This is a genomic window from Helicobacter saguini (assembly GCF_000762875.2).
Taxonomy (GTDB): Bacteria; Campylobacterota; Campylobacteria; order Campylobacterales; family Helicobacteraceae; genus Helicobacter_A; species Helicobacter_A saguini.
In genome coordinates this window covers 162290-183870 of the sequence record NZ_JRMP02000002.1, presented here as the reverse complement: position 1 = coordinate 183870, position 21581 = coordinate 162290, and the positions used below count along the sequence as shown (strand labels likewise).

Here is a 21581-nt window from a genome sequence, read left to right as displayed (position 1 = left end):
AAACTTAATAAATTCAGCATATAATTCTTTTTTTTATTGATTTTACTCTTATAAGGATATACATGAAAATTGTTCTTGTAAATAGTTTATTTAAACGCAGCTTAATTTTAATACTTGTTGCTTGTTCTTTGTTTAACATTGTGTTTGCAAAAGTTGGAGCAAAAGATGCTTCTAAAAGCTTTATTCAAGGCTTTTTAGAATCTACGCATACTCAAGATGTGAGATACAACTGCGATGGTGATGATAGAAAGGCTACGTGTAGTATACCTAGCATTGATATTAATGGCTTGAAATTTAAGGATGTGAAAGTTACGAGTGTAATAGATTCTAAAAATGCTAACTTTGTCTTTAGTGCAAATATAGCAAGTTTTCCAACTAACGATGTAGATTTAAAAGATTTTGCTATTAAAAAGGTAAATTGCAAAACAGATTCTAAACTTCAAGGGACTAGCATTTCTAGTAAAACAAATTGCGTTGTGAATGCTGATGCTTATACGCTAAAAGTTGATTTATTGGCAGATATTATATCAAATACGTTTTTGAACAAAGAGATAGGTGACATATTAGATTCTAATAAAGATAAGAATGCCACAAGTAATTATAAAATTTTAGCTAAAGAGAGTGCGATACATTTATATGGTCCTAAGCTTGGAGATAAAATATATACATATATGAAAAAAACTACGCCAGAGCTTACAAAAGAGCAGTTTAACACACAAGTAAATGTAGCTGTAACTTCTTTACCCATGATGTTAGCACAAAATGGAAATGCAACTCCTGATACGTTAGCAAATATCTCAAGTCTTTCAATAGCACTAGGCTCGGTAATCACAGGTAAAAAACAAGGTGTAAGTTTAACATTAAGACGTAAAAATACTACGCCTGTAGAATTTGATACATTCATAAAGAATTTGGGTGATTTAAATGGTTTAACACAGATTCTAAAAGATTATGATGTGATTGTTAGCACAAGGTAATTTTTAGAATCTATATATAATAATAATAATTTTATCCTATAAATTACCATAACTACAATAAGATTCTATGTTTTTAATAAACGCATGAATTTTTCAAAAAACCTATTGACACATTTTTTTTTTTTTTGTAGCATTAGTATTTTAAGATTCTGCAAAAAGGAAAAATATGAAAAATCATGCAATTTTAGAGAGAAATTCAGGTATGGAGAGAGAAGAAAGAGAATTTATACTAGAAATAATAGAAAAATATAAACCAAAGAAAATATTAAGCGTAGGTATCGCAAGTGGTGCTAATGAAGCTATAATACTTGATTATTTAGAGAAACATAATTTGCTAGATTCTATAAAATTAATTAGTGCGGATTATTCTGTGCTAAATTTTTATGGTGGAGAGGCAAAAACAGGTTTTTTAGTAAAAGAATGTGTGCCGCACTTAGAGAAATATTGGGAGTTTTATGTTCCCGGACTCGTAGCTAATCATTTAGAAAAAATCGGTAAAGGTATTGATTTATGTATTATTGACACGATGCACTATGCACCGGGTGAAGCACTTGATTTCTTAATGATTTTGCCTTTTTTATCTAAAAATGCAGTGCTTGTATTGCATGATTTAATCACGCATCATTTTGATAATCGTAGGGTTGATTGGTGCTATAATGCTGAGTTTCGCGATATGAATATTTGTTCGGTTTTATTTAATACTTGGAATGGCAAGAAGTTTTATCCTAAACCATATTTATACGCCAAGTTAACAACATTTGATTTAAGCTACAAAGATATGATGCAAAACATTGGTGCTTGTGTGCTAAGTGATAATCAGCTAGAAGATTCTAACCTTGAAAGCTACTTTAGAATCTTAAATCTGCCGTGGTATTATATGCCAAGTGATACGGACTTAAAAGTAGCTAGTGCACATTTTAAAAAATACTATGGTGAAAAATATGCAACATATTTTCACGAAATAGTAGAAATACAAAAAGGCTGGGTAAAAAATTATCAAAATCGTGGTAGTGCAGAAGAAATGATAAAAATCAAAAATAGAATCTCATATAAAATAGATAGAGCATTAAGCAAGGTGTATAAAAAAAGCGGAGCTAGAGCAATGCTAAAAAGCATATCTAAAGGCTTTAAAAAAACTAAAAATTAGGATAGATTCTAAAATTTATGTATTTTAGCTACATTTTTGTAAAAAACTATCCATTTTTATAAATAAAGTTTTACAAGATTTTAACATTTACAAATTATTACTATAATAACGAAATTATAGAATCTAGATTCTATAACTGGTAGCGTAGCTCAGTTGGTAGAGCACTACCTTGACATGGTAGGGGTCGCTGGTTCGAGTCCAGTCGCAACCACCACTGGTATACTTTAACACTAATGCAACTTCAATATTTTAAGATTCATAGACATTTAATGCAAATTGTTTGTAAGATAGACTTTCTATTAAGCCATTTTATCTTATTAAAATGGCATTAATGAGATTGAGTAAGGTTTTTGAAAGTTTATGTTGTCCTTAGATTTTAGAATAAAAACTTATAGCTAATTTGTGCTTTAAGTGGTGAATATATGCTAAATTCATCAGTTATTCTATTATCTAGATTCCATCCTGTGATAGGTAGTTTTACACCTACATCAATTCTGCTGTGCTCTAAAACCTTAAATGTTAGTCCCAAGCGAGCAAATAATGGCAAATTATTGCTATTTATTTGCACTACATTCAAGTCATACATAAGTCTTTGGTAACCAATACCAATACCTGCATATAACCCCAAGCCAAAAGCATCACTGTTTACAAAGTTAATTAAAGCATCGACATTAAAGTCTACATCAAAAGCATGGAATCTACTGACATCCAACATCTGTGAATAATCAAATTGCAAATATCCCCTAACACCAAAAAATCCTAAGCCAAGTTCATAACCAGCATTAGCACCTACGCTCCAACCGCTATTGTTTGTTCTGCCATCATAAAGTGGTGCATTAAACTTACCACCACTAGCATAACCAGCAGCCACATCATAGCCACCTTGCACACCTACAAACACTCCAGCTTGAGCAAATGCTATACTGAGTGCTCCTATCGCTAATAACTTTTTCATAAAAAGCTCCTTACAATAAAATAAAATGCAATAAGTTACTTACCGCACGCGACTTTTAAGTCAGCACAAATTTAATGCAATATTTATTCCTTTGTTAAATATTTCTCACACATAAAATCTTACACACAAGCCTTCTTTTTTATTTTGGCGGGAGAAAAATTCCACCTTTGTATTGTGGATTTTGGCGATTTCTTTTACGATAAAAAGTCCTAAGCCAAGTGAATGCTCGTTTTTTTTCGCGCCCTCTCCTTGATAAAATTTTTTGGTTAAAAGCCCTAGTTCTTGCTTATCCACGCCATTTCCATCATCGATTACTTCAAAATATTGCGGCTTTATTCGCACAATCACAAGGCTTTTTGCATATTTCAATGCGTTATAAATTAGATTATTTAGCACCTGTTCAATTAAGATTCTATCCGCAAATACTTCACGATTTTCCCCCTCCAAAATCACTCTTTTATCCACATACACGCTTTTTAAAAGATAGTTTTTAAAGCCTTCAATCACCTCTTCACAAAGATTTTTAAGATAGAAATTCTCCATTTTTACCGCAATAACGCTATGCTCTAAACTCTGGCTCAAAGTAAGTTTATTCAAAAGTGCATTAATTTTTTTGCTATACATAAGGATTCTATTTAGCAGTTTATCGCGCATTGTAGAATCTAGGTTTGGCTGGATTAAAATCGTCTCAATACTTGCCTGAATTACGCTTAATGGATTTTTTATTTCATGCGAAATAGTTGATAAAAGCTGCACATTTTGCATATTTTTTTCATGCAGTTTTTTTGTGCGTTTTTGGATTCTATTTTGCTGCTTTTGCATCGCTTCACTTAGGGCTTTTAACTCGCTTGTGTAAGGGTTATTTTCCTTTTCTAGAATCTTAAAATTTATATCATCAAAGTTTTTTCGCGTTAGAGCATTTAGGGCGACTTTTGTGGAGTTTATCGTGTTTAGCTTCCAAGTTTTGCCACTTTTATTTTTCTTTTTTGACAAGGCAATAAGTGTTAGCACAAGCCCCAAAGTATTCGCCACAATGGCTAACTCATCGCGTTCAAACAATATAAAAAGTATCGCAATGATAAACAAACAGCAAGAAATCAGCGTAGAAATCAGCATAATTTGTAACCTTCGTTGCGTATGGATTTGATTGTGATTTCTTTGCTCTCTTTTTCTAGTTTTTTGCGTAGGCGTTTGATGGCGACATTTACGCTATTTTCTTGATGGCTACTTTTTTTATCCCACGCATGCTCTAGTAAAAAATCGCGGCTTAATGCCTTGCCTGCATTCTCCATAAAACACTGGATAATTCGCGTCTCCAAAGGGCTTAGCTGGATATTCACATCTTCTATGGAAAGCTCCTTATTATTGATTTCAAGGCTTATATTTTTGTATTTTATCACACTTTTGTTAGAATCTTTTTTGTAACGCCGTAGCACCGCTTGGATTCTAGCGACAAGTTCTTCAAAATTAAAGGGCTTAGTGACATAATCATCGGCATAATGCAGCCCTTTAACCCTATCAGTAGGCAAGTTACGCGCACTCACAATGATAACAGGCACATTATACCCGCTATCCTTTAGCTCTTTTATAAAATCAAGCCCATCCTCGCCCACAAGATTCCTATCAACAAGGATTAAAGCCACATGCTCTTTTTGCAAAAATCGCTTTGCCATACTCGTATTAAGACAGCCGATAACCTCGTATCCGCTGGAGTTTAAGGCAGAGTTTAAATTTAGCTCGATTAGCTCTAGCAAGTCCTCTTCATCATCGATACAAAGAATTAGTTCGTTCATTTTTCACTCCTTTTTGTTTTGTAATTTTGCTCATTTTTGTCTCTTTTTTGTCTTGTCGTTTCGGCATTTTTGTCTCCTTTTTATTCTCTTATTTTGCTATTTTTAAGCTGCGTTTGTCCTTTTGTTATTTTAAGTCGCATTTTATAGAATCTAAAAGCGTTTTATAACATAAAAATTACGATTTATAACATATTTATGAAAAACTTTGTTAAAAAAATTGTTAAGGTTTTGTTAAATGGTATAATTGCAGAATCTAGATTCAATAAAAAAACAAAAATTATTTAATAAATATTGTAGAATATACATTTTAAAAATTATAGAATCTAAGAGTGAAATTTAAGGAAGAAAAATGAATGCGGTTTTGAAAAGTTTGAAAATAGGAAAATATACCATTAAATACCCGATATTTCAGGGCGGTATGGGCGTTGGCATTAGCTGGGATGAGCTGGCTGGTAATGTGAGTAAAGAGGGTGCGCTTGGCATTATTTCAGCCGTTGGCACGGGCTATTACAAAAATATGCAGTTTGTGGATAAGATTCTAAGTAGCAAGCCATTTGAAGCGATAAATTTTTATAGCAAAAATGCGCTAAATGAGATTGTCAAAAATGCACGTAAAATCTGTGGGACTAAGCCGCTTGGCGTGAATATTTTGTATGCGATAAATGACTATGCAAGGGTCATTAAAGATGCGTGTGAAGCGGGGGCGAATATGATTATCACAGGCGCTGGTCTGCCGACAAATATGCCTGAATTTACTAAAAATTTCCCTGAAGTCGCGCTGATACCGATAATCTCGTCTGCTAAGGCGTTAAAAATCATCTGCAAACGATGGAGTGAGCGATATAAACGTGTGCCTGATGCTGTGGTAGTCGAGGGTCCCTTAAGCGGTGGTCATCAGGGCTTTAAATATGAGGATTGTTTTAAAGAAGAATATCAGCTAGAAAATATCGTCCCGCAGGTAAAAGAGGAGGCGCGCGCGTGGGGGGATATGCCTATTATTGCGGCTGGTGGGATTTGGGATTATAATGATATAACAAATATTATGAGTTTGGGTGCTTCTGGGGTGCAAATGGGGACGCGATTTTTAGCGACTAAAGAGTGCGATGCTAAGGCGTATCAGGAGATTTTGCCACATATAAAAGAAGAGGATATTGAGCTAGTCAAATCGCCTGTTGGCTATCCGGCTAGGGCTTTGAAAATGGGCGTTTTATCGCGGATAAAAGAGGGAAATGCGCCAAAGGTGCAGTGCGTTAGTAATTGTGTAAGCCCTTGTGGGCGTGGGAAAGAGGCTAAAAAGGTGGGCTATTGTATCGCAGATAGCCTTGGCAAAGGGCATTTGGGTGACTTGCGTGATGGGCTATATTTTAGTGGGGCAAATGGCTGGCGTGTGGATAAGATTCTAAGTGTAAAAGAGCTAATTGATGAGCTAACAAGGCGAAATGAAGTTATAGAATCTAATATAGAAATGGAGAAAAAGTTGCAGTTTTCGTAATTTAGATTCTATGATTTTGCAAGATTCTATAATTACGCAAAAAGGTTCGCAAAAGGTTCGCAAAGGTTTCGCAAAAAAGGAGCAAAAATGAAAAAGGCGATAAACATTAGCATTGATAAAGATGTGCTTAATATACTTGATAATGCGGCAAAAGAGATTGATATGTCACGCTCAAAGCTCATTGAATACGCTATCTTGGCGTATCAGGACAAAATGGATGAAATGATAGCGGATAAAAGGCTAGATGATATTGCAAGTGGCAAGGCAAGGCTTATTAGCTTTGAGGAGTTCAAGGCGAGGCTTGGTTGGAAATGAAATATACATTGCAAATTGATGAAAATGAGCTAGATTTTGTCGCGTCACTCAATCAAAAAGACCAAGATTTGATACACGCAAAGCTTGATTTGCTAGAATGTGGAAATTTCTTAGGCGATAAAGCCCTAAAAGGCAAACACAAGGGCAAATTTCGCAAACGCGCCGGCAATTATAGAATAATCTACACACGCCAAGATAGCCTTTTAATAGTCGTTGTAATCAACATAAACAATCGCAAAGATGTGTATAAATAATGCTTTTATAGAATCTACTTTTGAATTATTAAATTATTAGAATTTTTTTACATTAGACATTAATATAAATAATTGTGTTGTAATCATATTTATCATAACAAACTCAATAATATCATGATGACTTGAATGTTTAAGTATTAAAACACTCCAAAAATATTCACACTTACAGGCTACAATTTAGATTCTATAAATCAAATAAGGATAATCATGCAAGAAAATTCAGTATGGAATGATGGATATTACACAAGTGTAGATGTGTATGATGGGTATATAGCGGAGTTATCTCCATTAAATATTGATTTGAATCTTAGCATTGCTGGATTTAGCTTAGATTCTAATGAGAAAATAGGCGAGATTAAGCAATATAGATATTTAGAGCTAGGATATGGTCGTGGCACAAGTCTTAATATCCACGCTGCTACTAGCAACGCTACATTTATAGGCACTGATTTTGCACCTTCACATTCTTTACTTGCTAGTAGCTTTGCTAGTGCTAGTAAAGCAGATATTACTATTTATAATGATAGCTTTGCTGAGTTAGAATCTAGGCTAGATTCTATGTATGGGGCATATCCTAAAGAAGATGATAAGTTTGATTATATCGTATTTCATGGAATCTGGTCTTGGATAAATGATGAAAATAGAGATGTGCTAGTGCGTATAGCTAAAAAATATGCTAAATGTAATAGAGGCGGCATTGTGTATAATAGCTATAATTGTCTGCACGGCTGGGCTGCTAAAATGCCAGCACGTGAAGTCTTTAAGATATATAATGAATATGCTACTGATTCTAGCTTTAATAAAATTGATGAGTGTATTAACTTTTTTGATGAGCTTTTGAAATGCAATCCTATGTTTTCTAGGATAAATAATCAAATGGATAGATTTATACGAGATATAAAGGCTATCCCGCCACAGCAAAAGGCGTATATAGCACACGAATATTTAAATGAAGACTGGGATATGTTTTATTTTAGAGATGTCGTTAAGATGATGGATAGGGCTAAGTGTAAGTGTCTTTGCTCTGGGAGAGTGATTGAGCATTTTGATGATTTTCATATATCGCCTGAGGGCATAAATTTCTTAAATAACATTAAAAATAAGATATTTAGAGAGCAAATGAAAGATTATTTTACAAATAAGCAATTTAGGATAGATTTATACGCAAAGGCTATTAGGAATATCACACTGCAAGAAGCAAGGGGTAAACTTTTAAACACTAGCTTTATTTTAATTAGCCCTACTTCTAGCTTTGATTTTAAGTTTGATACCGCACGTGGAGTGGCTGAAGTATCAAAAGAGAAATATGAAAAAATATTAGATGTGCTAAGTAGCGATAGTTTTAAGGCAAAAACTCTGCAAGATATAATGGATAGCACTAAGCTAGATTTTTCCGCTGCAATTAGTTCTTTAATGGTATTAATACACAAAGGTATAGCAAGTGTAGCTCAAGATATAAATGATAGAATCTTAACTCAATGCAAGGGCTTTAATGATTATTTATTTAAGCAGCAAGCCTTGCAGTTATCTTCACTATATGTCGCATCTCCTGTAATCGCACGAGGCTTAACAATCATTGATACAGAGCAGCTTTTTATTAAGGCGTATAATGAATTAGTGCGAAAAGATTCTAAATATGTGAAAAATTTGGGTGGCGAGGCACTTGATTTGTATAACAGGCTTTTAGAATCTAGTGATGATTCTAAATTATTGCAATCTTATATCACATCTTACACATTCCAAACATTTCGGCCACAAAATAGACGCCATGTAAAAGATGGCAAGATTCTAAACACGGATAAAGAAAATAAAGATGAGATAGGACGCATCGCTTCATTTTTTATAAAAGAAAAGTTAGAATTATATAAGGCACTTAAGATTGCGGGGGGGGGTAATTTCATAAATTGCATATTTTATAATCCTATAAATCTTTTCTGTTTATATTATCGAACATACAAATACAGATTAGATTCTATAGAATCTATTTCATAACAACTTTCCTAGATAGCGACAAAACCAGTCCTATCGCAATGCACGAAGCAATAAGGCTACTACCTCCATAGCTTAAAAACGGCACTGCCATTCCTTTAATGGGAATAATTCCTGTTTCACCAAAGCAATTAATAATAAAGCTAAATCCTAGCAAACTAACCACCCCAACGCAAAATAAATAATAAAAATTAAGCCGCAGCCTAAAGGCAATCTTAAAGATTCTAAAAAGCATCGCAAGGAAAATAAAAGTGCAAACCACAATGCCAAGCAGCCCCGCCTCCTCGCTAATCCCAGCCAAGACCATATCGGTATGCACCTCGCCTAAATAGCCAAGTTTTACCACGCTTTCACCCAAGCCACTACCAAAAATGCCGCCGTGATAAAAGGCATAAGTGGCGTTTTGCACCTGCCCACCGACATCGGCGACATCGCCTAAAAGCGTAAAATTTGGCGAATATGAGTGGATGATGCTTTCGATATTTACCCACCATTCACGCACGCGCTTAATTCTATGCGGGCTAATTACGATTAAAATCGTGCCTAAAATGCTAAAGATTCCAAGTGCGATGGTAAATAGCGAGAAACGCCCGCCAGCACACATTAGCATTGTGATTAGCACGAGTGCCAGAAGGATTATTTGCCCTAAGTCGTTTTGGAGTGTGGAGATGATGATTGCGATTAATAAAAAAACAAAAAGGTGCGGTATGACGATATAAAGCTGCTCTGCAAAGCTTAGTTTGTCCTGCCTTTTAAATTTTCTACTAAAGCTCCACGCTACAAAAATAATGTAGCCGATTTTAAAAAATTCTAAGGGCGCAAGGGAAAATTTGGGAAGTCTAAGCCAACGCTTTGCCCCACCAGCACTTGTAGCATAGCTATCAGGCAAAAAGGGTAAGATAATGATAATGAATAGCGAAATAGAAAGAATAATAAGCCCAAAAGTCAGTAAATATTTATCGACATTAAAGTAGGAGAGCCCCCACATAATGAAAATGCCAAGAATTGCGGCAAATAGCTCACGATATAGAAAGTGAAACTCGCCATAATTGTAGTAAGTCACAGCGTAAGAAGAGAGCGAATAGCTCGCACACACCGCGAAACTAAGCAAAAGTGTAACTAGAAAAAATAATTTTGTATCGCTCAAATTCACACCTTTTTTAGGTTTTAAATTTAGAATCTAGATTCTATCAAAAAGCCTGAATTATAGCAAAATATGCTTAACTTGATTTAGAAAATCCACAATTGTATTTAGACTATATGACATCTTTCATTAATCCTTTTCATATTTCTTTAAAAACTCATCCTTATAAGGTTCTATTTTTCTTTTGATAGATTCTATATCATAGTTTTGTATAGAATCTTGCATTTTATTAAAGTAAGCATCCATATTTTGCACGTTTATAATGTGCGTTGATTTAAAGATAGAATCTAGCTGTAATGCGTTAATATCGACATTATAGTGAATAGTATCCATATAGTTTCTAATATCATCTGCATAATCTAAATCATCAAATCCATAAAATTTCGCATTATCACACTCACGCAATTCCCATATAAGCCATTTATAATTTAGCACTAATTGCAAAAAATACTTAGCTCCTACCATATAGTAAAAAAGCCGTGAATATGTAGGGATGATAAAGCTAAATCTTATGTGTGGATTTTCTTTTACAAAGTTTATGATATTAGATTCTAAATAATCTTTATCGATAGCTATAGAATCTAATGTATTATTTGGATAAATGATGGGGATATAGAATCTGGAATCTTTTTTAGGATTATTAGAGTGTGTTACCCCCCCCCCCCCGTATATCAGCACTAACAAATCTTAAATCCATGTTTATAGAATCTAATTTAGCAAAATCTACTTTTGGCATTATAAAAGGCTCTATGCCTTTGCTAATTTTTATTAAATCCTGCCTTAAACCATGCGATTTAATAACGCCTATGTATTTATACCAATTTTGTATCCCACCATATAACAAATAAAATTTATTTTTAGAATCATCTATCCACGTATTTACACCATCAAGGCTATGCTTTTCACCTACGCAGTTAGTATCTTTACTCCATGTAATCGCACAAGTGATAAACTTTTTATTAAAATAGATTCTAAGTTTTTTGATTTCATCACTGCTAGTGTATAGAAAGTCGAAGTTGTTTGTGTTTACGTCATAGTGTGGGATATAAGTCCCATCTACTGAATAAATAATATGCTTAATATTTTTGTGTGTGAGAGCATATTTTAGCACAATACTTCTTTCGGCAAAAAGCGAAGCACCCATCGATAAATTCACCCATTTCCCACCTAAAATATCATTTGCTTGTGAGTTTAGTGTATTTTTTAACATCGAGCTACCAAGTAGTATAGAATCAAAATCATAATGCTTAATAATCCCAGCATCCTGCACTCTCATATCAGTAGAAAAAGTAGTATCACGCAAAATAGGCTTATGAAAAATCTGCAACGCATCATACATAAAAAGCAAAATTGATAAAGCCAAAATCACAAATAACGGCAAAAAAGCCAACACACAAAACAATCTAAACACTTTCACATTAGAATCTAACACATTTCTAAACATAATCTCACAAAACCTTAAAATTTTTATAAAATTATAGAATCTAAATTACAAGAATGTTAAGTATTTTAAATTTTATATTTCTAGAAAGAAATGTTGGATTTTGTCTTTGTCGTTTGTTTTGGTTAGGAGTAGGGTTAGTAAGATTCTAGATTTTGTAGGGTTTAGGTTATTTGTGCTTATGAATTTTGTAGGTTTTTTTAGCCCTAAATTATGATTTATAGAATCTAAATTATCCGTCATGTTGAGCGAATGCGAAACATCTACCTTTTTTGTGTTAGATTCTATAGAATCTACTTTATTTAAAAAAGGGTGGTGGGTGGGCGATAGGTTTATAGAATCTACTTTGGAATCTTTTTGATTTTTAGATTCTGTGAATTTTGCATTATAATCTATTTTAGAATCTTGTAAGTTAGATTCTAAATATTTTAGTGGTTCTTTTGGGATAATTCCATTTAAGACGCGGCTACTTAGGGCTACTATAAATGGTTTTTGTTTTTTATTTATAGATTCTATAGAATCTTCTTTGTGGTTTTTCTTAATAGATTCTATAGAATCTTTGCGTAATTTTTTGCGTGAAAAATTATGATTTTTAGAATCTGCTTTTTTAGAATCTTGCGGATTTTTAGAATCTTTTAGACACAAAAAATCTTTTAAATTAGTAGAATCTTGCATAATCTTAGAATCTTGGCTAATATTAGAATCTAAATCCATTAAAGATTCTAAAATTTCTTTATTTTTAGCACTTATATTTCCAGCCCCACACGCCGCAATCACCACACCAGCCGCGCCTTTTTGCTTTAAAAATGTAGCCAAATCGCCCACATTATCATCAGCATAAGCATACAAAATATGCACCTTTGGCAAACTAGATTCTATAAATTCCAACTTAGATTCTAAAAAAGACAACTTAGAATCTAAAAAATTAGCTAATTCGTTAGTTTCTATTTTCAAAAACTCTAAAAATCCTAACTTAAATTCACTCTCAAATTCACTTAGAATCTTAGCTTTCTTTACAAAATTTTCGCTAAAAAATTTCACACCTCCACTCTCTAAAACGCCCATAACACCGCCATTTACGCTACCAAACGCATTCACATCATTCATATTAATTTTTACCACATTTTTAGGGCTAAAAATCTTGTCATTAAACACGACCAAAACGCCCTTAGAATCTTTGCTAATAGCAACTTTAAACGCCACAGATAAATTGCTTAAAACATCGCTACACACGTCTCCTAGCGTCCTCATAGAGCCTGTGAAAATCACGCTTACACCACACTTACACAGCATAGATTCTAAAAGCAAGTAAATAAAAAAGCTACTTTCTTCTAAAGTATCCGTCCCATGTGTAATTATGATAGAATCTATATTATGAAATTTAGAATTTTTAGTATCTAAACTTTTAGATTCTATAACCTGCAAAATTTCAAAATACAGCCTAAACCACACCTTAAAATTCATCTCAACGCTATCAATATTGCAAATTTGTTTGCTAAAAATATTCACATTTTGCGTGATTTCACGTGGCAAAAGTGAAGTTATAGAATCTATAGCTTTTATACCTGCTTTATAATAAGATTCATAACTTTCCCCTGCGATTGTCCCGCCTGTGGCAAGGATTAAAATATTTTTTTTCATTAGCAAAAATCCACATTTTTTTGCAATAATTCTAGCCAAAAAAGGAGAAAAAATGGCATACACAATCATCGAAGTGGCGCAAAAAACGGGCATTAGTCCGCACACGTTGCGGTTTTGGGCGAAAAAGGGCGTGCTGCCATTTGTGGAACGCGACAAAAACGGCGTGAAATACTTTAGCAACAGCGACATTGAGTGGGTGCGCTGGATTAACTGGTTTCGCAAGACGAATATGAGCGTGGAGGACATTCGCAAGTATGTGAATTTGGCGCTGCGTGGGGATGGGACGGCGCGCGAGCGGATGGCGATGCTAGAGCGGCAGCAAAGGGCGTTGTTAGCAGAGATTGAGGAGCTAAAGGAGGTCGCGAGTAAGCTTGATTACAAGCTTGATTATTACGCAAAAATGATTGAAAATGGGCAAGATGCGATGAACCCAAATAGCAAGGAATATGTAAAGTGCGATAAAGCCTGCGAGGAGACAAACAAGGCAGTAAAAAAGGTTTTAAAGTTATCAAATAGACGAAATATAAATTATGAAAATAATATCAATATTAGTGGGGTGAAATAATTTTTATTGATTTTTTTATAGAACTAGATTCTGTAATATTTCATTTGCATCTTTTGGCAGGGTATTTTCTAGCATTGATGTGCCTAAAATTACGCTATTAAAGTCATAGTTTTCTATTATTCCGCGATTTTGTGAGCGTAAATCATGGAGAAAAGTTTCATCACGCAAAAATGGCTTATGAAAAAGCTGCAATGGGTCGTAAAGATAAAGCCAAGCAAAAAATAAATACATTAAAACAAATGGCAAAAGCCCTAAAAACACAAAATTTTTATAAGTTTTTTGCATACCTTACCTTTAAGATTCTAAGAAATTAAGATTTTAAGTAATTGCAGAATCTAAAATATTTATACCAAAAAATATCTAGATTCTATAACTTTATTTTTTCTTAGGGGCAGTGACTTTTGCCTTGTATTCTGCGTAGGCTTCGCAGTATTCTTTGGCACTCTCATCTTGTTTTAGCACACCTGTGGGGAATTTATCCTTTTTTTCCTCTTCACTTAACGCCTCGTATTTGTGCTTTGGCACTACGCGTGAGCCAAGCCATTTTAGCATATCAGTTGCCTCAATCATCTTATTTTTACGCCCAAGATTCACATGGCAGTTTGAATTTATATCAAACAAACTAAAGCCCTTGTGTTTAAAGCCCTCAATTAGCACTTTTTCAATGCGTTTAGGCTCTAGCACGCTCTCTCGGGCTACAAAACTAGCCCCCGCCGCCATTGCAAGCTCGCAAATATCAAACTGATTATCAAAATTCCCACCGGGTGCAGTAACAGTCCAAAAGCCCTTTGGCGTGGTCGGCGAAGTCTGCGAATTAGTCAAACCATAAATAAAATTATTCACAATAATGTGATTTATATCGATATTGCGACGGCAAGCGTGGATGGTGTGATTGCCCCCGATAGCCGTGCTATCGCCATCGCCACTTACCACAATCACGTGTTTATCAGGGTTTGCGAGTTTTATCCCTGTCGCATAGGCAAGGGTGCGTCCATGAGTAGTATGCACGGTGTTGCAATTCACATACGAACTCATACGCCCACTGCAGCCGATACCGCTAACAAGGCACACATCGTCCATATTCCAGCCAACCGCATCAATCGCGCGAATGATACTTTTCAAAATCACGCCATCACCGCAGCCCCAGCACCATAGCGTAGGCATTTTTTCCACACGCAAATATTCATCATAATTAAAAGCCATTTTTTATCCTTTCTTTCTTCCTTAAGATTCCATGTTATTGAATCTTGCATAAAGTGGCTTAAAAAGCCTTATTATTTTTGGGTTAATTTTAGACTTTTTAAACAAATAAAATTCTACACAAAAAAATCCAAAAACCATATAAGTTTTTAGAATCTAAACTAAAAAATTTCAAAATGATGTAATAATGAAACAGAATAATATTCATCAAGTAATTTATTTTTATAAAAATAGGTCAAAATAGCATTTTTAATATAAAATATCTAGAATCTTATAAAACAAAATTCTAGCAATCTATTTTTAAGGAGCAAGCAATGAAACTAGGCGTAAATATCGACCACATCGCGGTTTTAAGGGAGGCTAGAAAGATAAATGACCCTGACCCACTTGACGCGCTAAGCATTGCAAAACGCGCCGGGGCTGCACAAATCACAATCCATTTACGCGAAGATAGACGCCATATCCATGATAGCGACGTAACGCGAATCATAGAATCTAGCGCTCTGCCTGTCAATATCGAGTGTGCGAACTCCCTAGAAATCCTTGATTTTTTGCTCCCTTTAAAGCCAAGTCGCCTTACACTTGTGCCTGAAAAACGCGAGGAAGTAACCACTGAGGGCGGCTTAAATGTGAGTGAAAAACTGCTCCCTACGCTTGAAAAAATCCTGCAAAACGACATTGATGTGTCGCTATTTATCGATAGCAATAGCGTGGAAAATGCGCTATTTTTGCGTGATAAATTAGGGCTAACTAGCAAGGATTCTAGCTTTGGAATCGAGCTTCACACAGGCAAATTTGCAAATATTTTTTTGATGTTAGAATCTAATTTGGGACGCACACAGCACGCGATAAAAGAGCTAGAGCTGCCGCGAAATAAACTGCGTAAAATGCTTATAGATGAGTTGAATTTGATAGAATCTAGCGCGAATTTGGCGTGCCAAAATGGCTTAGGTGTGTATGCTGGGCATGGGCTAAATTATCAAAATGTAGGGCTTATCGCGAATATAGATTCTATAAGTGAGCTAAATATCGGGCAGAGCATTATTGCGCGCGCGGTATTTGTGGGGTTAGAATCTGCGATAAAAGAAATGGCAAGGTTGATAGTTTAAGCTTAAATTGTTTTTTATAATAGTAATATTCCATTATTTTATAAATGATAAATCGAGTAATTAGTTATTAGGATAACAGAATCTATACCCGCGGCGGCGCACGGTCTCAATCGTGCTAATGCCTAGTGGCTTATCCATTTTTTGACGAATTTGATTTATAGCGACCTCAATCACATTTGGCGTCACAAGCTCTGGCTCCTCCCATATCGCATTTAGTAGCTGGTCTTTTGAGACAATCTGCCCCTTTTGGCGCGCCAAATGCGTTAATACCTCAAAAGGCTTGCCCTTCACATCAAGCATCTCGCCCTTATACACGACCTTTTCCTCATCTGGCAAAATCAGCATATCCTCAATCTCAATCACGCTAGAATCTGAAAGCTTCAACCTCGCCTGAATGCGCGCCAGCAGCACCTGCGGATTGATAGGATAGCTCACATAATCATCCGCACCACTTTGAAACGCGGCAATCTCATGCTCAGCCTCCCTATCACCAAGCACAATCACAGGTACCTTTGGATACTTTTCCTTAAGTATAGTAAGAACATCTATTGCCCCACCATCATCAAGCTCATAGCCCACAAGCACCAAATCATAGCTCCGCACATTTATGTGATAATCGCCATCCTTCATATTGTGCGCAGTATCAATCGTGTAGCTGTTGTTTTTCTCAAGCTCTTTTATCCAGCGCTCTGTGGATTCTTGTTTTTTTTCAATAATCAAAATTCGCATAAAATACTCCGCAAAAAAATCTTTTGTGATTATAGCATATTTAAGCTAAGTTTAAAAGTTAATTAATGTTAGATTAAGGTTAAGAAATACATTAAATATTAACAATAAATTGAATTGATGAATTTATAGAATTTAAACTTATCTAAACAAACTTTTCCCCTCGTAAGTTAGCAGTTTATTTAGGTGGCGAAGTTCTAGCAAGCGGTTGTATTTCGCATTTCGCTCACCGCGCGCTGGCGCACCTGTTTTAATCTCACCTGCATTCACCGCTACGCTTAAATCGGCAATAAAGCTATCCTCGCTCTCCCCGCTCCTGTGGCTAATTATCGTCTTATAATTATTGCGTTGCGCAAGGCGAATCGCCTCTAAGGTCTGGCTAACCGTGCCTATTTGATTTGGCTTAATAAGTATAGCATTTGCAATTTTTTTATCAATGCCATTTTGCAAAATCTTAGCATTTGTGACAAACAAATCATCGCCGACTAACTGAATCTTAGAACCCAAACGTTGCGTTAAAATCGCCCATCCATCCCAGTCATCCTCACTCAAGCCATCCTCGATTGAAACGATAGGATATTTGCTAACTAGATTCTCATAATACTCAACCAAGCCTTTAGAATCTAGCTTTTTACCCTCACCTTTCAAGTTATAAAATCCATTCTCATAAAACTCGCTACTTGCGATGTCAAGGGCTATTGAAATCTCCTCACCGGGCTTATATCCAGCCTTTTCAATCGCCTTTAAAATGTAGGTAATGGGCTCTTCATTATTTTTCAAATTCGGCGCAAAGCCGCCCTCATCGCCCACACCTGTGCTTAAATGATTTTCATTTAGCAGTTTTTTTAGCTCGTGATAGACCTCCACACTCGCACGTAACGCACGTTTAAAGCACTCAAAGCCAAGCGGCATAATCATATATTCTTGAAAATCCACATTGTTATCCGCATGAGAGCCACCATTTATAATGTTTAGCATGGGTGCTGGGAGCGTGGCGGCATTAATTCCGCCAAGATAGCGAAATAGCGGGATATTTAGCGAGTTAGCCGCCGCACGCGCCACCGCCATTGAGACGCCCAAAGTAGCGTTAGCGCCGAGCTTTTCAAAGTTTTCAGTATTATCAATGGTTTTTAGCATATAATCGATGCCAGCCTGCCGATACGCATCCATACCGATAAGCTCGCGCGAAATGACCTCTGTAACATTCGCACACGCCTTTAGCACGCCCTTCCCGCTAAATCTGCTATCATCTTTATCACGCAGCTCTAGTGCCTCCCTTTTGCCTGTGCTAGCCCCACTAGGCACAATCGCACTACCCAACGCACCATTATTCAAACTCACTTTCACGCAAATGCTAGGATTCCCCCTGCTATCAAGCACCTCAAACGCGTCTAATTCTCTAATCGTAGCCATAATTTTCCCTTTTTTGATGTTATAGATTCTATAATTTTAAATGTAAAAAGTGCATTTTAGCTTAAAATTATTAATGTTTTGTTTATGGAAATTGTAACAATATTTTATGTTACAAATATGAACTCATAAAATTTATTTTTAGCAACAAATAAGATTTATAAAATCTAAAATATCACCCTACTCAATCTTGTTTACACGCACACACAATTACAATGCTCAAGTATGATAATAGATTCTATAAAACATGCAATTCGTAGATGTAGTCTTTTGTGTCCATGTTGTAGCGGAGTTCTCGTAGCATTATGTTGCGTTTTCTTGCTTTAAAAAAGCTTTCTAGTTTCTTTAAATCTTTTTCTTGATTATCTTTGCTAAGATAAAAAAAAGCTCCGTTTTTACCGCCTTTATCAACGATTTCTCCCATTTTTGCCAATGAAATGCTTTCACTTTTAGAATCTTTTAGCGATTCTTTTGCTAGTTTTATTTCCTTATTTTCCATTTTTTCTCCTTTATAATCTCTAAAATTAAAATTTTCCTAATTTTTTGTTAAGATTTAGCTTTTTTGGCTTTCAATTTCCTTAATTGCCTGTAGCATCCCTTTGAAAATTAATGTGTTATCAAAAATGCTATTTTCAAAAAATTTCGCGAAAAATTTGCCATCACCGCCGGTAAAATACAGCTTTTTTGTGTTGCTTGTTTGCTTTATCATCAAAAGTATGCTTTTTAAAATGCCAAAGCTAATCGCATCACGCGTATTTTGCGGCGGGCTATACAAATTCACACTAAAATCAGGCGTAACATCAAGGGCGCTACTTATGCTCTTATAAAAGCCTTGAAATGACGCAATGCCGGGCATTATATAGCCGCCAAGGTGCGCGCCAGATTCCATAATATCAATGGTTATCGCACTCCCAGCATCGATAATTATGCCATCATTTAACGCCTTGCACGCGGCGCGTCTATCCACGCCAAGCCCGACATAAGAAGTGTTTAGATTGATATAAGGCTCTAAATTTATGCACTTTTTGTGAGAATCTAGCAGCTTTTTTTCAAAATTTGAATTGACGCTGATGTAGTAAATAGGGATATGTTCTTTTTTTTGTGTAATATCATTTGGATTTTCGCGCCAGATTCGCCCTTGATAATAAAAGTGCAAACACGAATTGCCAATATCGCACAAAATCGCCCCGCCCATCGCTATACCCTTACTTTTTCTTTTTTTCTTCTAATTTCACATCATATTTTTTATTCAAATCTAGCACTTTTTTATTAATATAGATTCTATCATCGACATAAAAAATGCTTGATTTTTTGCTAAAGATTCTTAACATACTCTCCATTCCAAATCTCATTTTGTAACTATTATAAGAAAAGCTATCCAAATCAAGCTCAATCAAGTATCCACCGCTATTTTCATAAGTGTAAAGTTTGTTATTTTTTAAAATCAAGCCATTCAAATTCGCATAAGGCAGCTTCACACTTCGCACTTCGCCAAGCGTCTTATCAAGCTTGTAAATATAGCCATTTAGGCTTAAAACATATACAAATTTCCCATCAAAAAGTAGGTCGCGTAGCTCAATATCTTTGTTGTAGCTCTCACCTTTAATAAGGCTGTAGATTTTCTTTTGCGTTGCCGCGACTAGCTCGTCATTACTAACCTTTAAATAAATAATGTTATTTAGGAATTTATCGGTATTTACGATGATATTTCGCACACTTTTTAACGTATTTAAATCAATGGTGTTAAGGCGTCCATCAAGGGTTGGGAAAATCACTAAAGTGTCCATAAATACAGGGTTTGCGATATTTGAGCTAATGGCATAAACGCCCTCGCCTTTATCGCGGAAAATCTCAGTTTTTGTGCTAATATCATACAAAAAGGCGGTGTTATCCCCTAGCATTCCAGCTAATAGATTGTTTTTAATGCTAGCAGCGACAACGCAGCCATTTGTTGGGATTTCTAGCGTTTTATCTCTTTGTAGCGTTATTTTGTGATTGTTGTTAGAATCTATTGTTTTAGAATCTTTGCTATTATCGGCATTTCTTAGACTAGATTCTATATTTTCAAAATGCGGATTATTAATGGGAATGATTTTCACACCCTTGCACCCATCAGTTAGTATCCACTGCTTAGAATCCGCATAAAGCAGATTCTCATTTTCACTCAAAAGCACTTGCTCTACACTTTCATGTGTAATTATGTAACCATTTTTAAGTTTAGCAGCGATTCGATTTGTGGCAATGATATTTTTATCAATTTTATCATTAAAACTCGCCTTACCATTTAGAATCTGCGGTTTAAAACTTTTTTGTGAATCACAGCCTGTGTTAAACACATTAACTATCAAAAATAATAATAAAAATGTAAAAATATTTAGTATTTTCATAACTTATCCTAGATTAGATTCTATATTTTGCTTTAAAATTTGCTTTGAAAATCGCGGATTTTTAGAATCTATTTTAGATTTTAAAAAATAGCTAGATTCTATAATTTCTTTAGAATCTAAATTATAAATATTGAAACTAGATTCTATATTTTCTTCCGAATTTTGTAACTCTTTAGAATCTTTAGAATCTTGCGTTGAATTTTTAGAATCTTTTATAGAATTTTGCAAATTAGATTCTATAGAATCTAAACCATAATGCTTTAAAAGCGTGGCTAATTCATAAATTTGCTCATTATCATCTCGCTTTGTAATGCTATTTAAAAGTGCGTGGGCTAGGGCAATCTCGCCTTTTTGCAAATGCAAATATGCCGCAAAAAATCGCGCCCTATCTTTTAAAAGTGGCGAAGTAGCAAAGGAGTGAGATTCTAAAATATCCAAACTCTCAGTAAAAACGCCATACTGATAACTCGCAAAATCCGCAATGAGCGGGTCTTTTGATTGCATTAGCGACTTTAAAATCTCTAAATTTTTAGAATCTTTAATCTCCAAAGGCGATAACTTTTGCAAATTTTCAAACATATAAAAATCATAAAGTATAGAATCTTGCTTTTGCAACTCGCCTAAAAGCTGCTCCTTGCGGGATTCTTCAACATCTTTTGCATTAATTTCATTCATTATCTCTACCATTTTTTCTTTATGATGGGAAGCAACAAACGCCGAAATTGAGAAATATGCGATAACGCCGATAATCACAGCCACCGCAACAAATATCCAAATCTTATATTTTTTATAAAAACTCTCCAACGCAAACGCGTTAAATAGCATATTTTGGTCACTTGCAAGTTTGTCCTTTACCTCTTGCAAATTCCGCTCTAGATTATTTTCCACTCTCTGCTCTCTAGCCATTTTTCACCTTATTTTAACCTTAAATTCCACTAATAAAACCTTGCATTTTAGCAAAGAAATATCAATATTTAGATTTATATTGAATGTATAATGTATTTTTTAAAACAAATCTTATATAATTAGTGAGAAT

Annotated in this window: 23 protein-coding genes, 1 tRNA gene and 2 pseudogenes; 9 read left to right on the top strand and 17 right to left on the bottom strand. The window is 34.9% G+C overall.

Annotated features, from left to right (window positions below; all coding sequences use genetic code 11):
• Nucleotides 1-62 precede the first annotated feature (62 nt).
• The 3 genes from LS64_RS01975 (at nt 63) to LS64_RS01965 (ending at nt 2338) form a co-directional block, all read left to right on the top strand.
• Nucleotides 63-977 (top strand): hypothetical protein, encoded by a 915-nt coding sequence (locus LS64_RS01975; RefSeq protein WP_034571007.1) that lies wholly within the window; start codon nt 63-65, stop codon nt 975-977.
• Nucleotides 978-1143: 166 nt separating this feature from the next.
• Complete coding sequence (locus tag LS64_RS01970) at nt 1144-2124, top strand: class I SAM-dependent methyltransferase (protein WP_064773701.1); 981 nt, start codon at nt 1144-1146, stop codon at nt 2122-2124.
• 138 nt (nt 2125-2262) lie between these two features.
• Nucleotides 2263-2338 (top strand) — tRNA-Val (locus tag LS64_RS01965).
• 162 nt (nt 2339-2500) lie between these two features.
• On the opposite strand, the gene LS64_RS01960 is transcribed toward LS64_RS01965, so the two are convergent.
• From LS64_RS01960 to LS64_RS01950, 3 genes are all read right to left on the bottom strand, one after another.
• Entirely contained in the window at nt 2501-3079 is a 579-nt protein-coding gene (locus tag LS64_RS01960) for an outer membrane beta-barrel protein (protein ID WP_034571004.1), read from the bottom strand.
• Between the two features lie 105 nt (nt 3080-3184).
• A complete protein-coding gene (locus LS64_RS01955; RefSeq protein ID WP_034571001.1) occupies nt 3185-4195 on the bottom strand; it encodes a sensor histidine kinase in 1011 nt (336 codons plus the stop codon).
• Nucleotides 4189-4872, bottom strand: a complete 684-nt coding sequence (locus tag LS64_RS01950) for a response regulator transcription factor (RefSeq protein WP_034570999.1) — start codon at nt 4870-4872, stop codon at nt 4189-4191. Before LS64_RS01950 ends, LS64_RS01955 begins: the two co-directional genes overlap by 7 nt.
• Nucleotides 4873-5221: 349 nt before the next feature.
• Between LS64_RS01950 and LS64_RS01945 the strand changes: the two genes are divergently transcribed.
• The 4 genes from LS64_RS01945 to LS64_RS01930 all read left to right on the top strand — a co-directional run bounded on the left by LS64_RS01945 (nt 5222) and on the right by LS64_RS01930 (nt 8925).
• Nucleotides 5222-6364, top strand: coding sequence for a nitronate monooxygenase (locus LS64_RS01945; protein WP_052062393.1), 1143 nt, complete (start codon nt 5222-5224; stop codon nt 6362-6364).
• Nucleotides 6365-6451: 87 nt separating this feature from the next.
• Entirely contained in the window at nt 6452-6679 is a 228-nt protein-coding gene (locus LS64_RS01940; RefSeq protein ID WP_034570996.1) for a ribbon-helix-helix domain-containing protein, read from the top strand.
• Nucleotides 6676-6933 carry a type II toxin-antitoxin system RelE family toxin gene (locus tag LS64_RS01935; RefSeq protein ID WP_034570993.1) on the top strand — a complete coding sequence of 86 codons (258 nt, stop codon included), beginning with the start codon at nt 6676-6678 and terminating at the stop codon, nt 6931-6933. Before LS64_RS01940 ends, LS64_RS01935 begins: the two co-directional genes overlap by 4 nt.
• Before the next feature lie 207 nt (nt 6934-7140).
• Nucleotides 7141-8925 carry a class I SAM-dependent methyltransferase gene (locus LS64_RS01930; RefSeq protein WP_034570990.1) on the top strand — a complete coding sequence of 595 codons (1785 nt, stop codon included), beginning with the start codon at nt 7141-7143 and terminating at the stop codon, nt 8923-8925.
• Here LS64_RS01930 and LS64_RS01925 read toward each other — a convergent pair.
• The 5 genes and pseudogenes from LS64_RS01925 to LS64_RS13030 all read right to left on the bottom strand — a co-directional run.
• A complete protein-coding gene (locus tag LS64_RS01925) occupies nt 8915-10075 on the bottom strand; it encodes an FtsW/RodA/SpoVE family cell cycle protein (RefSeq protein ID WP_419879985.1) in 1161 nt (386 codons plus the stop codon). The two genes, LS64_RS01930 and LS64_RS01925, sit on opposite strands and share 11 nt — an antisense overlap.
• Nucleotides 10076-10195: 120 nt before the next feature.
• Nucleotides 10196-10750: a hypothetical protein gene (locus LS64_RS01920; RefSeq protein WP_118949261.1), complete on the bottom strand. Its 555-nt coding sequence runs from the start codon at nt 10748-10750 to the stop codon at nt 10196-10198.
• Nucleotides 10707-11510 (bottom strand): hypothetical protein, encoded by an 804-nt coding sequence (locus LS64_RS01915; protein ID WP_118949260.1) that lies wholly within the window; start codon nt 11508-11510, stop codon nt 10707-10709. The genes LS64_RS01920 and LS64_RS01915 overlap by 44 nt, the downstream gene beginning before the upstream one ends.
• Nucleotides 11511-11582: 72 nt before the next feature.
• Nucleotides 11583-11693: pseudogene (gene ansB / locus LS64_RS13035) on the bottom strand (L-asparaginase 2); the annotation flags it as partial.
• An 849-nt stretch (nt 11694-12542) separates the two neighbouring features.
• Nucleotides 12543-13148 (bottom strand): annotated as a pseudogene (locus LS64_RS13030) (asparaginase); the annotation flags it as partial.
• A 52-nt stretch (nt 13149-13200) separates the two neighbouring features.
• On the opposite strand from LS64_RS13030, the gene LS64_RS01905 reads away from it, so the two are divergent.
• The gene (locus LS64_RS01905; RefSeq protein ID WP_064773700.1) at nt 13201-13713 is read left to right on the top strand and encodes a MerR family transcriptional regulator; all 513 of its coding nucleotides are present in this window, start codon (nt 13201-13203) and stop codon (nt 13711-13713) included.
• A gap of 15 nt (nt 13714-13728) precedes the next feature.
• Here the strand turns inward: LS64_RS01905 and LS64_RS01900 are convergent, their stop codons facing one another.
• The 3 genes from LS64_RS01900 to LS64_RS13525 all read right to left on the bottom strand — a co-directional run bounded on the left by LS64_RS01900 (nt 13729) and on the right by LS64_RS13525 (nt 14966).
• Nucleotides 13729-13998, bottom strand: coding sequence for a hypothetical protein (locus LS64_RS01900; RefSeq protein ID WP_034570967.1), 270 nt, complete (start codon nt 13996-13998; stop codon nt 13729-13731).
• Between the two features lie 90 nt (nt 13999-14088).
• Nucleotides 14089-14877 (bottom strand): 2-oxoglutarate ferredoxin oxidoreductase subunit beta, encoded by a 789-nt coding sequence (locus LS64_RS01895; protein WP_238699461.1) that lies wholly within the window; start codon nt 14875-14877, stop codon nt 14089-14091.
• Nucleotides 14838-14966 carry a hypothetical protein gene (locus tag LS64_RS13525; RefSeq protein ID WP_275051253.1) on the bottom strand — a complete coding sequence of 43 codons (129 nt, stop codon included), beginning with the start codon at nt 14964-14966 and terminating at the stop codon, nt 14838-14840. The genes LS64_RS01895 and LS64_RS13525 overlap by 40 nt, the downstream gene beginning before the upstream one ends.
• 261 nt (nt 14967-15227) lie before the next feature.
• Between LS64_RS13525 and LS64_RS01890 the strand changes: the two genes are divergently transcribed.
• Nucleotides 15228-16022 (top strand): pyridoxine 5'-phosphate synthase, encoded by a 795-nt coding sequence (locus tag LS64_RS01890; RefSeq protein ID WP_034570973.1) that lies wholly within the window; start codon nt 15228-15230, stop codon nt 16020-16022.
• 60 nt (nt 16023-16082) lie between these two features.
• Here the strand turns inward: LS64_RS01890 and hsrA are convergent, their stop codons facing one another.
• From hsrA to LS64_RS01860, 6 genes are all read right to left on the bottom strand, one after another.
• Nucleotides 16083-16751, bottom strand: a complete 669-nt coding sequence (gene hsrA / locus LS64_RS01885) for a homeostatic response regulator transcription factor HsrA (RefSeq protein ID WP_034570976.1) — start codon at nt 16749-16751, stop codon at nt 16083-16085.
• Nucleotides 16752-16889: 138 nt separating this feature from the next.
• On the bottom strand, nt 16890-18161 hold the full coding sequence (eno, locus tag LS64_RS01880; protein WP_034570979.1) for a phosphopyruvate hydratase: 1272 nt from the start codon (nt 18159-18161) through the stop codon (nt 16890-16892).
• Between the two features lie 235 nt (nt 18162-18396).
• On the bottom strand, nt 18397-18657 hold the full coding sequence (locus tag LS64_RS01875; protein ID WP_034570982.1) for an HP0268 family nuclease: 261 nt from the start codon (nt 18655-18657) through the stop codon (nt 18397-18399).
• Nucleotides 18658-18711: 54 nt separating this feature from the next.
• Nucleotides 18712-19353 (bottom strand): type III pantothenate kinase, encoded by a 642-nt coding sequence (locus LS64_RS01870; RefSeq protein WP_034570985.1) that lies wholly within the window; start codon nt 19351-19353, stop codon nt 18712-18714.
• A 10-nt stretch (nt 19354-19363) separates the two neighbouring features.
• On the bottom strand, nt 19364-20545 hold the full coding sequence (locus LS64_RS01865; protein ID WP_052062389.1) for a hypothetical protein: 1182 nt from the start codon (nt 20543-20545) through the stop codon (nt 19364-19366).
• A gap of 3 nt (nt 20546-20548) precedes the next feature.
• Nucleotides 20549-21451, bottom strand: coding sequence for a hypothetical protein (locus tag LS64_RS01860; protein ID WP_052062390.1), 903 nt, complete (start codon nt 21449-21451; stop codon nt 20549-20551).
• Nucleotides 21452-21581 lie beyond the last annotated feature (130 nt).

What these genes read in the sequence shown, in the direction of transcription:
- LS64_RS01935 (WP_034570993.1), top strand. Translation starts at nt 6,676, where the DNA reads ATGAAATATACATTGCAAATTGATGAAAATGAGCTAGATTTTGTCGCG.
- LS64_RS01900 (WP_034570967.1), bottom strand. Translation starts at nt 13,998, where the DNA reads ATGCAAAAAACTTATAAAAATTTTGTGTTTTTAGGGCTTTTGCCATTT.
- LS64_RS01930 (WP_034570990.1), top strand. Translation starts at nt 7,141, where the DNA reads ATGCAAGAAAATTCAGTATGGAATGATGGATATTACACAAGTGTAGAT.
- LS64_RS01865 (WP_052062389.1), bottom strand. Translation starts at nt 20,545, where the DNA reads ATGAAAATACTAAATATTTTTACATTTTTATTATTATTTTTGATAGTT.
- LS64_RS01945 (WP_052062393.1), top strand. Translation starts at nt 5,222, where the DNA reads ATGAATGCGGTTTTGAAAAGTTTGAAAATAGGAAAATATACCATTAAA.
- LS64_RS01940 (WP_034570996.1), top strand. Translation starts at nt 6,452, where the DNA reads ATGAAAAAGGCGATAAACATTAGCATTGATAAAGATGTGCTTAATATA.
- LS64_RS01895 (WP_238699461.1), bottom strand. Translation starts at nt 14,877, where the DNA reads ATGCCTACGCTATGGTGCTGGGGCTGCGGTGATGGCGTGATTTTGAAA.
- LS64_RS01890 (WP_034570973.1), top strand. Translation starts at nt 15,228, where the DNA reads ATGAAACTAGGCGTAAATATCGACCACATCGCGGTTTTAAGGGAGGCT.
- LS64_RS01860 (WP_052062390.1), bottom strand. Translation starts at nt 21,451, where the DNA reads ATGGCTAGAGAGCAGAGAGTGGAAAATAATCTAGAGCGGAATTTGCAA.
- LS64_RS01960 (WP_034571004.1), bottom strand. Translation starts at nt 3,079, where the DNA reads ATGAAAAAGTTATTAGCGATAGGAGCACTCAGTATAGCATTTGCTCAA.
- LS64_RS01975 (WP_034571007.1), top strand. Translation starts at nt 63, where the DNA reads ATGAAAATTGTTCTTGTAAATAGTTTATTTAAACGCAGCTTAATTTTA.
- eno (WP_034570979.1), bottom strand. Translation starts at nt 18,161, where the DNA reads ATGGCTACGATTAGAGAATTAGACGCGTTTGAGGTGCTTGATAGCAGG.
- LS64_RS01905 (WP_064773700.1), top strand. Translation starts at nt 13,201, where the DNA reads ATGGCATACACAATCATCGAAGTGGCGCAAAAAACGGGCATTAGTCCG.
- LS64_RS01955 (WP_034571001.1), bottom strand. Translation starts at nt 4,195, where the DNA reads ATGCTGATTTCTACGCTGATTTCTTGCTGTTTGTTTATCATTGCGATA.
- LS64_RS01915 (WP_118949260.1), bottom strand. Translation starts at nt 11,510, where the DNA reads ATGTTTAGAAATGTGTTAGATTCTAATGTGAAAGTGTTTAGATTGTTT.
- hsrA (WP_034570976.1), bottom strand. Translation starts at nt 16,751, where the DNA reads ATGCGAATTTTGATTATTGAAAAAAAACAAGAATCCACAGAGCGCTGG.
- LS64_RS01875 (WP_034570982.1), bottom strand. Translation starts at nt 18,657, where the DNA reads ATGGAAAATAAGGAAATAAAACTAGCAAAAGAATCGCTAAAAGATTCT.
- LS64_RS01870 (WP_034570985.1), bottom strand. Translation starts at nt 19,353, where the DNA reads ATGGGCGGGGCGATTTTGTGCGATATTGGCAATTCGTGTTTGCACTTT.
- LS64_RS01970 (WP_064773701.1), top strand. Translation starts at nt 1,144, where the DNA reads ATGAAAAATCATGCAATTTTAGAGAGAAATTCAGGTATGGAGAGAGAA.
- LS64_RS01950 (WP_034570999.1), bottom strand. Translation starts at nt 4,872, where the DNA reads ATGAACGAACTAATTCTTTGTATCGATGATGAAGAGGACTTGCTAGAG.
- LS64_RS13525 (WP_275051253.1), bottom strand. Translation starts at nt 14,966, where the DNA reads ATGCAAGATTCAATAACATGGAATCTTAAGGAAGAAAGAAAGGATAAA.